The following is a 9,820-nucleotide window of genomic DNA, read 5'->3' as shown; positions in this document are numbered from 1 at the left end:
ACGGAACCCGCCACAATTTGGGGATCCGCTACCCCAACGACCTGGGCGCGAAGTAGGCGCACCCGCTGGACAACAATGTTTTCGGGGTGCCGGATATTCCTTCGGAACCACGAAACCTTTTTCATGTTCGAACGCCGCCTAAGGAATGTGGCTCCCATGCTGGCCAGGGACTACATCCCCGATGGCTTTCGCCCACTACATCTGCTGCGGCTCTTCCTCCAGCCTACGATCACGGCGAGGTCCCTCGCCGGTGGTCATCGTTGTTTCCTCCAGGGGCCGAGTTGGAAGCCTCCGCTGACTGGAACGAGCTGTGGAGCGCGTACCTGGCGGATCATCCCGTCGCCGAATTCCCTGCTGCCCCGTTGGGCCTGTTGGACAGGGGAACTGCCGACGCCCTGCGAGAGGTCCTGGCCACATATGTGGGTACAAAGACGCTATCGCGCACCCGGAGGGGGTCGGGCACGCTGGACCCTTCGCTTCTCGGGCCACGACCAGTTTGATTGGCGGCCATGAGTTCCTCCACGAGAACCTCGGCATCGAGGAAATCATCTTCCGCGGCGTCCGGGACCAGGTCCCCGGGTTCGTAGAGGATCCTCATCGGGCCTTCGCCTGGGGCACGGGACTTTACCCGGATTCACTTGTCATTGCGGCGGCACCTGACTTGTTCCGGGCGTTGCACCAAGACCCGCGGCTGGAATTAGCGTTCCTCGTTCCGCACCCGGATGTACTGCCTGCGTCCTTTGACGGATAGGCATGCCAGGATGTTTCCACTCAAGAACTTCCGAACTAGATTTAGTCCATGGAACGACGCTTTGAGGCACTGGCGAGTGTTGTCATCCAAGCCGTTCGGAACGGCAGCAAGGAGCAGGGCATGGATCCGGCCGCGGCTGGAATCTGCAAGGTGAAGCAGAAATGGATACAGGAACAGAGCTGTTTAGCCAACTCAACGCTTGGTGCAAAGACCACCGCCACGGTGTGCGCAGCCGCAAGCAGTGGAAAAACATGGCCTTTGGCGCAGCCGCGGACATCCATCAGGACCTGGTCGCCACGGGGTTTGTTCCACTCAGCGAAGACCACCTGCGCAGGATCGCCTCACACGCCGACTGGTGGTGGTGGAAACAGAATTCACACAGCGCCTACGGGCGAGCACGCTCACGCCATGACAAAGGCAACCCGGTGAAGCCCACGGTCTTGGATGACGGCATCGACTAGGCCAGGGATCCGCGTGGTTGGGCCACCTGCTCCACTCCCCCGGGTGCTCGCCTGAGATTGCCATCCCGATCCCGATCGCGAGGGTAGATGCGCGAACGGCATGCGGGCACGGAACCACGCCCCCGATGTCCGCCCAGGGTGCCGTGCCGGTTGCGGTTCAGTCCATTGAGCGCCGCAGGTTCCCTGACCGCTCGCCTTGCGGCGCGACGAGGGAACCTTCGGAAGTTCGAATCAGCCGTTGACTACTTGGAAGCGAGCTCCGCGGCTTGCGCGTCGCGCTCGGCGTTCTTGGCACTGCTGCGGCGCCAGTAGGCGGCAATGAAGGCTCCGGAGAGGTTGTGCCAGACCGAGAACACGGCGCCGGGCAGTGCCGCCTCGGGGGTGAAGTAGGTCTTGGCCAGCCCCGAGGCCAGGCCCGAGTTCTGCATGCCGACCTCGATGGCCATGGTGCGGCGTGTGGCAATGGGCTGCTTGAAGAGCTTGGCGGTTCCGTAGCCCAGCGCAATGCCACCGGCGTTGTGCATGATGACCGCCAGCAGGATCAGCAGACCTGCACTGAAGATGGCGGCGGCGCTGCCGGCGACCACGATGAGCACCACGGCGGTGATGGCGATGACCGAGACCCAGGGAAGCGCCGGGAGCACCTTGGCGACCAGGCCCGGCAGGATCACGCGCAGCACCAGGCCCAGGACCACGGGGATGAGCACGATCTGCACGATCGACATGGCCATCGATCCGGCATCCACCGGCAGGTACTGGCCGGCGAGCCACAGGGTCAGCAATGGGGTGAAGATGGGGGCGAGCAGCGTGGAGATCGAGGTCATTGTCACCGAGAGCGCGACGTCTCCCTTGGCCAGGTAGGTCACCACATTCGAGGCGGTGCCGCCCGGCGCGCAACCAACCAGGATGACACCGGCGGCCAGGGCCGGAGGAAGCTGCAACAGCATCGAAATACCCAGGCCCAGCAGCGGCATGATCACGTACTGCGCCACGACACCCAGGAGCACCGGCAACGGCTTGCGCACTACCAGCGCAAAGTCGGGCAGCGTCAGGGTCAGGCCCATGCCGAACATAATGACCATCAGCAACGGGTTGATGGCCTTGGAGAATCCGCTGAAGGTTTCCGGGGTCAGCAGGGCAATGGCCCCGCCGGCCAGGACCAGCAGCGGGAAAAGCGTCACGGCAATCTTTGCGCTGCGCTCTTCGGCGTCCAGTCCGGGCTTTGGTTGTACGTTTCGATCAGTTGACATGAAAAAATGGTGACAAATTGATCAAGGCATGTCCAATCGATTTGCCAGTTCGTCCAGCAGCCACCGCTCGTCGCGCATTTGGTGCCGTTTATCGCACGCTCCCCGTGTCATATGACTGAGGTCGGTAACGCAACGTACCCAAAAACCATCAAGGCAGGAGCGGCCCGGCCTCCATGGGCCGGCCCGTTCCCGCCTGTCCCACACGGCGAGGACTCCCCGCCCTCCGTGTCTCTGGCCCCGGCACCGTTGATCAAACGCGGCACACGGGTATGTGGTGGTCCCTCCCGGCCCCCTCAGACCATTCTTGGGACCACCACAAGCTTTTTCTCAGGCTGCGGCGCCCTGAAGCGAGGCACTTCTGGCTGCGGCGAGCCCGAGCCCGAGATCCGCGATGAGGTCCTCAACCTGCTCGATGCCCACCGAAAGCCGCACCAGGTTCCGTGGCACCGCCAGCGGGGTGCCGATCACCGAGGCGTGGGTCATTTCCGCGGAATAGCAAACCAGCGACTCGACCCCGCCCAGGGACACCGAGAGCGCAAAGAGCTTGGTCGACTCGGCAAAGGCCCGTGCGGCTGCCTCGCCGCCGGCAAATTGCAGCGAGACGATCCCGCCAAAGCCGTTGGACTGGCTCTTGGCCAGCTCATGGCCGGGATGGGTTTCCAGGCCCGGGTAGAGCACGGTTTCAACTTCCTCGCGCCCCTGGAGCCAATCGGCAATGGCGGCGGCGTTGGAACAGTGGCGTTCCATGCGCAGTCCCAGGGTCTTCAGCCCGCGGGCCGCCAGGAAACAGTCCTGCGGCCCGGCCACGGCTCCCCCGGCAAATTGCTGGAACCCCACGGCCTCGGCCAGGTCCTGTCCGCGGAAAACACCGTCCGAAACGATCACCGCGCCCCCGAGCACATCAGAATGCCCGCCGATGTACTTGGTGGTCGAATGCACCACCACGTCGGCGCCCAGGGTTAGCGGGCGCTGCAGGAACGGGGTCGCGAAGGTGTTGTCCACGACCAGCAACGCCCCTGCGGCGTGGGCTATCGCTACCCAGCCCGCGACATCCGCGATGCCCAGCAGCGGGTTGGACGGGGTCTCAACCCAGAGCAGCGCGGTCTTCCCGGGCTGCACCGCCGCTTGGACCGCCGCGAGGTCGGTGATGTCCACGGGGGTGTTGGTGATCCCCCATTTGCCGTGCAGTCGGTTGATCAGTCGGTTGGTGCCGCCGTAGCCGTCGGAACCGAGCACGATGTGGTCACCGGGTTCCAGCACCGCGCGCAGCAGCGCATCCTCGGCGGCGATGCCGGAGGCGAATGCAAAGCCCGCATGACCCGCTTCCAGGGTGGCGAGCTGGGTTTCGAAGCCGCTGCGGGTCGGGTTGGAGCCGCGCGAGTACTCGTGCCCGTTGCGCAGCACATTGATCCCGTCCTGGACGAACGTGCTGGTTTGGTAGATCGGCGGGATGACCGCGCCGGTCAGCGGGTCAGGTTCCTGGCCCGCGTGGATGGCCTGGGTGTTGAAGCCGTGGCTGGTGGTGGTGCCCATGGTTGTTCGGTCCTTCCTTAGGCGTTGATGGTTTCGCGCGGCGCGGCGGCAGGTGTGCTTCCGCGGCTTTCCAGCGCATCGAGCGCGGTGACCAGGTCGGCCACCAAGTCGGCTGAGTCCTCGAGGCCGGCGGAGATGCGCAGCGTGCCGGCGCCGATCCCGGCGGTGGCCAGCTGGGCGGCGCTGAGCCGGCAATGGGTCATGGCGGCCGGGTGGACCACCAGCGAACGGGTATCCCCGATGTTCGCGGCCAGGGCAAAGAGCGACAGCGAATCGACCAGCTCCGGTACGGCAGCCGGATCCAACAGGTCAAAGGAGAAGACGCAGCCGGTACCCCGCGGGTAGTCGCTGACCGCCAGCGCGTGGTCCGGGTGGGTTGCGGCGGAGGGGTGGTGGACCCGGGCCACGGCCGGGTGCGCCGCGAGCGCACGGGTCAGGGCCAGCACATTGTCCTGGGCCTTGGCCACGCGCAGCGAGAGCGTCTCGATGCCGGTGAGGATCGCGGAGGCGGAGGCGGCAGGGAGCGTGGGGCCCAAGTCGTGCAGGAACTTGGAGCGCAGGAGCATCAGGTAGGCCTTGGAGCCGTAGCGCTGAAGCAGCGAATCCCCGTAGTATCGCGCCTTGGGCGCGGCGATCTGCGGCCAGCGGGCGGCATCGGAGAAGTCGAAGGTGCCCGCGTCAATGACCAGTCCCCCAAGAACCGATCCGTGTCCCGCGAGCGCCTTGGTGGCCGAATGCACGACCACGTCGGCACCGAAGTCGATGGGCCGGTAGGCGGCCGGGGTGGCCAGGGTGTTGTCGACGACCACCGGGATGCCCGCTGCGTGGGCCACGTCGGTGACGGCGCGCAGGTCCACCAGGGTAATCAGCGGGTTGGAGACGGACTCGAGCAGGAAGCCGCGGGTCTTGGGAGTGATCGCTGCTGCCCAGGCGGCCGGGTCGGCCGGGTCCACAAAGGTGACAGTGACGCCGAAGTCGGCGAAGGTGTCGGTGAGCAGGTCGACGGTGCCGCCGTAGAGTTTGCTCGAGACCACCAGGTGGTTGGGGCCCTGGAGCAGGGCCAGCAGGGAGATCGCGACGGCCGACTGTCCGGTGGCGGTGGCGATCGCGCCGATCCCGCCCTCGAGGGCGGCCGCGCGTTCCTCGAGCACCGCGACGGTGGGGTTCCCGGTGCGCGAGTAGGTGAAGCCCGGCGCCTTGAGGGCGAAGAGCCGGGCGGCGGTGGCGTAGTCGGGGAACTGGTAGGCGGCGGAGTTGTAGATCGGCACGGTCATGGGGCGGTGCGGGGCCGCCGGGGTGTACCCGGAATGGATTTCGGTGGTGGCGTTGCGCCAGGTGCTGGAGGCCATGATCGTGCCTTTCGGGCCGAGGGGAAGCTAAGCGGGGTCGGGGAGGGAAGGGCGGGTGCGGCATCGGGAGTCGATGCCGCACCCGCACGGCGGAATTAGACGGTGGCGCCCAGGGTGGCGCGGGCAGCGACGGCTGCTTCCACCAGGTTGGCCAGCGAGGCCTCGGTCTCCGCATAGCCGCGGGTCTTCAGCCCGCAGTCCGGGTTGATCCACAGCGACTTGGCATCCAGGGACCCCAGGGCGATGTCGATGAGCTCGGCGATTTCCGTGGTGGAAGGCACGCGCGGGGAGTGGATGTCGTACACGCCCGGGCCGATGCCGCGGCTGAAGCCGAACTCGGTCAGGTCCGCGGTGACCTCCATGCGGGAGCGGGCGGCCTCGATCGAGGTCACGTCCGCATCCAGGGCGTCGATGGCCTCGATGATCTCGCCGAACTCGGAGTAGCACAGGTGCGTGTGGATCTGCGTGGCATCCGTGGCCCCGGCGGTAGCCAGGCGGAAGGAGTCAACCGACCAGCCCAGGTACTTGGCCTGGGCGGTGGCGCGCAGCGGCAGCAGCTCGCGCAGCGCCGGCTCGTCGACCTGGATGATGCCGATGCCGGCAGCCTGCAGGTCCGCGATCTCGTCGCGCAATGCCAGGGCGACCTGGTTGGCGGAAGTCGCCAGCGGCTGGTCGTCGCGGATGAAGCTCCAGGCCAGGATGGTGACAGGTCCGGTGAGCATGCCCTTGAGCGGCTTGTTGGTCAGCGAGGCGGCGAAAGTGATCCACGGGACGGTGAATGCCGCAGGGCGGGAGACGTCCCCCCAGAGGATCGAGGGGCGGGTGGCGCGGGAGCCGTAGGACTGCACCCAGCCGTTTTCGGTCTCGGAGAAGCCGTCGAAGTTCTCGGCGAAGTACTGGACCATGTCGTTGCGCTCGGCCTCGCCGTGCACCAGCACGTCCAGCCCCAGCTTTTCCTGCAGCTCCACGACCCGGGCGATCTCGTCCTTCAGGAAGCCATCGTAGGCGGCGTCGTCGATGGTGCCGGCCTTGTGGGCGGCGCGGGCGGTGCGGACCTCGGAGGTCTGCGGGAAGGAGCCGATGGTGGTGGTCGGCAGCGGAGGCAGCGCCAGGGCGGCCTCCTGGGCTGCCTTGCGGGTCTCGACGTCCGAACGGGAGAAGTCGGCGGTGGTGAGGTTGGCCAGGCGCTCGCGCACCGAGGCGACGGTGGTTCCGGCGAATCCGGCGCGGTGGGCGATGGCCGATTCCGCGGCCGAGAGCTCGGCGGCGATGGCTGACTCGCCCTCGACCAGGCCCTTGGCCAGGGTGATGACCTCGGCGACCTTCTGGTTGGCGAAGGCCAGCCATTCGGGCAGGTGTGCCGGCAGGTTCGCTTCCAGGGCCACGTCGTGCGGGACGTGCTGCAGCGAGGTGGCGGTGCCCACGGCCAAGGTGCCGCCTGCCTTCTCGACCTCGGTGCGCAGCGCGGCGAGCGTGCCAAGCGAGGCAGCCAGGTCGTTGCGCCAGATGTTGCGCGAATCCACGATGCCCGCGACCAGGGTGGAGCCGGCAAGATCGCCGAGGAATTCGGCGGTGGGAACGGCGCCGCGGACCAGATCGGCGTGCACCGCCTCGACGCCGGCGCGGGCCAGCAGGCCCTGCGTGGCGCCCGGGCGGGTGAGCTCCCCGGCGGTGCCGTAGCCGAGGCTCACCAGGAGGGCGGGGCGCTGTGTGGCGGCGGCCAGCTTCGAGTACACGGTCTCGGCGAGCTCGCCCGGAATCGCCAGGGCGGCGCCGCGGTCGGTGACCAGGGCCGGCTCATCAAGCTGGACCCACGGTGCGCCTGCGGCAGCCAATGCTGCCAGGATCTCGGTGTAGGCGGCAACGACCGTATCGATGCGCACCAGCGGGTCGAAGCCGGCGGGTGCCCCGTCCTCGGCCTTGGCCAGCAACAGGTAGCTGATCGGGCCAACGATGGTGGGACGGATGGTGTTGCCCTGGGCGGCGTGTGCCGTGAAGGACTCGACCAGGGCCTTGGCGTTGGCCTTGATGGGGGTGGTTTCACCGATTTCCGGGACCAGGTAGTGGTAGTTGGTGTCGAACCACTTCGTCATTTCCAGCGGGGCGCGGGAATCGTCGCCGCGGGCCAGCACGAAGGAAGCGGCCGTGTCGATGGCACCGTCGGCGTCGGCCAGGTCGGCAAAGCGGGCGGGCAGGGCCGAGAGGGCTACCGTCGCGTCGAGCACCTGGTCGTAGTAGGCGAAGTCGCCGGGCAGCGAGGCATCGTCGGCGCCCAGGCCGAGTCCGGTGAGCTTTGCAAGGTTTGCGTTCTGCAGTTCACGCGCGGCGGCGTGCAGCGTGGCCTCGTCGGTGCGTGAGGCCCAGTGGGCTTCGAGGGCCTTCTTGAGCTCGCGGTTGGGTCCGATGCGCGGGTAGCCGAGGATGGATGCTGCCGGGAAGGTTGCCTTGGTCATGGTGATTCTCCTGTTTGTTCTGAGGTTGTGGAAAGTGGTGGGAAAGTGGGTGGGCCTAGACCGCTGCGCGGGCGGCCCAGGCGTTGCTGGCCTTGGCGCGGGTCCGCGGCAATTCGAGCTGCTCGATGACATCGAGGGAGCCGCGGTGGTCGTTGAAGGTGTACAGGTGCACGCCCGGCGCCCCGTCGTCAAAGGCGCGTCGGGCCAGGTTGACGGCGGCGTCCACGCCGATGCGGTGGCGTTCGGAGTCCGAGCCGGCGGTCTCCAGCGCGTGCGCCAGGATCGGGTCCGGCGCAATCCCTGTCATCGAGGCCAGCCGGTTCAGGCGCCGCAGCGAATTCAGCGGGATGACGCCGGGGATGATCGGGATGGTGACCCCGGCGCGGCGGGCAGACTCCACGAGGTTGGTGTATTCGCCTGCCTGGAAGTAGACCTGGGTGATCGCGTAGTTGGCCCCGGAGCGTTCCTTGGCCAGCAATACCTCCACGTCGTGCTCGAAGGACGGGGATTCGGGGTGCCGGATCGGGTAGGCGGCAACGCCCACCCCCAACCGTCCGCCGGCCAGGGCGGCCGAGTGGTCGGCCTCGACCTCGCGGATCAGCTCGATCAGGTAGCGGGCGAAGGGAAACTCCCCGCGCCATTCATCCGGATCCGTCGGCAGGTCCCCGCGCAGGGCCAGCACCCCGCGGACGCCGAGGGAAATGAAGTGGCGGATCAGGTTCTGCAGCGATTCGCGGCTCTCCCCCACACAGGTCAGGTGCGCCAGGGGGCGCAGCCGGGTGTTTTGGATCAGGTGCTCGATCAGTTCAAGCGACGCGCTCCGGCGTTCCGGGGACCCCGAGTAGGTCACCGACACGTAGTCCGGATCGGTCGCTTCCAGGGCCTGGATGCTGTTGAAGATTCCCTCGGTGGCGTCGCGGTTCACCGGCGGATACAGCTCGTAGGACAGTGACGGCGGTGCGGCTGTCGTTTCAAAGCTCATGCGTGTCTCCTCGTCGATTCGAGGGAGGCATCAGGGATCGCCACAAAAGCCCCAGGGATCCGTCACGGATGTCCTGCGGCGATGATGAGTGAACGCTGAAGCGGCTCCATCGCTTCTGGCGGTAGCACCCTCGCCGGTCGAATCCCCAGAAGGGAATCCACCGGATGATGGTTGCTGCGGCGTCAACGAGCCAGATCTCTCAGCCGCTCTTGATGGTTGATGTATCCATCTTGGAACAGCCCCAACGGCACGTGCAAGGCGCTCGCCGGCTTGGCCGTCACGAAGGGCAAAAACGCTTCATGTGTCCACACGGCGTCATTTTCCGCCGCTGAGGCGGTCACATTGTTACAGCCGCTGATTCGCCCACTTCGCCGGATCTGCGCGGATTTCACCACATGGCGTTACGCCTGGTGAATCCCGTGAAGCCTTTGTGACGCGAGGTGCCGGCGCGGCAGGGGCGGTGCCCGTGGAGTGATTCCGAGGTCGGTGCCCGAAGACCGGCCCCATGACGGTGCGCCGTGCGCCACCGTCCGCGGGCGACGAGGGGCCCTGGTGGTTTGTTCCAAGAGGTCAGGTCCTGCCCTGTTCCGGGACCGCGTCGCAGGCTGCCTGCGACCCCGTGTCCACTAGGCTGGTGCGCACCATGGACTACAGGAACACGACCCACCTCAGCGGCGGCCGGGAACGGGCGATCAGCGAGGACTCGCGGCCCGGGGAAGACGAATTCCGCGTCGACATCGAGCGCATCCGCTTCTCCCCCTATTTTTCGCGCCTGTCAGCGGTGACCCAGGTGATTCCGCAGGCAGGTGCGGGCACCGTGGTGCACAACCGGCTCACCCACTCGCTAAAGGTCTCGGCGGTGGCACGCTCCATCGCCATCGGGTTGCGCAATGCCGACGAACCCACGCGCCGGCTCGTGGCCGAGCTCGGCGGCTGCGATCCGGTCGTGGTGCAGGCGGCCGCGGCCGCCCCCCCCCAGGGCCCCCCCCCCATAGGGCAACAGGGCGAACCGGAACATGACCGCGCGGCCCCCCCGATCCA

7 protein-coding genes, 1 pseudogene and 1 riboswitch are annotated in these 9,820 nt (G+C 67.0%); of the genes and pseudogenes, 3 read left to right on the top strand and 5 right to left on the bottom strand.

What is annotated here, in order from left to right; all coding sequences use genetic code 11:
• Window positions 1–496: 496 nt before the first annotated feature.
• Entirely contained in the window at window positions 497–751 is a 255-nt protein-coding gene (locus ACLQ7E_RS07040; protein WP_411731860.1) for a hypothetical protein, read from the top strand.
• Window positions 752–912: 161 nt separating this feature from the next.
• Window positions 913–1,212: a hypothetical protein gene (locus ACLQ7E_RS07035; RefSeq protein WP_411731859.1), complete on the top strand. Its 300-nt coding sequence runs from the start codon at window positions 913–915 to the stop codon at window positions 1,210–1,212.
• 242 nt (window positions 1,213–1,454) lie between these two features.
• Here ACLQ7E_RS07035 and ACLQ7E_RS07030 read toward each other — a convergent pair whose 3' ends face one another.
• The 5 genes from ACLQ7E_RS07030 to ACLQ7E_RS07010 all read right to left on the bottom strand — a co-directional run bounded on the left by ACLQ7E_RS07030 (window position 1,455) and on the right by ACLQ7E_RS07010 (window position 8,779).
• A complete protein-coding gene (locus ACLQ7E_RS07030) occupies window positions 1,455–2,462 on the bottom strand; it encodes a bile acid:sodium symporter family protein (RefSeq protein ID WP_411731858.1) in 1,008 nt (335 codons plus the stop codon).
• Between the two features lie 327 nt (window positions 2,463–2,789).
• Entirely contained in the window at window positions 2,790–3,995 is a 1,206-nt protein-coding gene (locus ACLQ7E_RS07025) for a cystathionine gamma-synthase (RefSeq protein WP_411731857.1), read from the bottom strand.
• Window positions 3,996–4,012: 17 nt separating this feature from the next.
• Window positions 4,013–5,344 (bottom strand): O-acetylhomoserine aminocarboxypropyltransferase/cysteine synthase family protein, encoded by a 1,332-nt coding sequence (locus ACLQ7E_RS07020; protein WP_411731856.1) that lies wholly within the window; start codon window positions 5,342–5,344, stop codon window positions 4,013–4,015.
• Window positions 5,345–5,439: 95 nt separating this feature from the next.
• Window positions 5,440–7,797, bottom strand: coding sequence for a 5-methyltetrahydropteroyltriglutamate--homocysteine S-methyltransferase (gene metE / locus ACLQ7E_RS07015; protein ID WP_411731855.1), 2,358 nt, complete (start codon window positions 7,795–7,797; stop codon window positions 5,440–5,442).
• 55 nt (window positions 7,798–7,852) lie between these two features.
• A complete protein-coding gene (locus ACLQ7E_RS07010) occupies window positions 7,853–8,779 on the bottom strand; it encodes a methylenetetrahydrofolate reductase (RefSeq protein WP_411731854.1) in 927 nt (308 codons plus the stop codon).
• 103 nt (window positions 8,780–8,882) lie between these two features.
• Window positions 8,883–8,998: riboswitch (SAM riboswitch) on the bottom strand.
• A gap of 400 nt (window positions 8,999–9,398) precedes the next feature.
• On the opposite strand from ACLQ7E_RS07010, the pseudogene ACLQ7E_RS07005 reads away from it, so the two are divergent.
• Window positions 9,399–9,820: pseudogene (locus ACLQ7E_RS07005) on the top strand (phosphodiesterase); the annotation flags it as partial.

This window comes from Paeniglutamicibacter sp. (assembly GCF_046714615.1).
In the GTDB taxonomy this organism is placed as follows: domain Bacteria; phylum Actinomycetota; class Actinomycetes; order Actinomycetales; family Micrococcaceae; genus Paeniglutamicibacter.
This window is presented reverse-complemented; position numbering and strand designations above follow the sequence as displayed.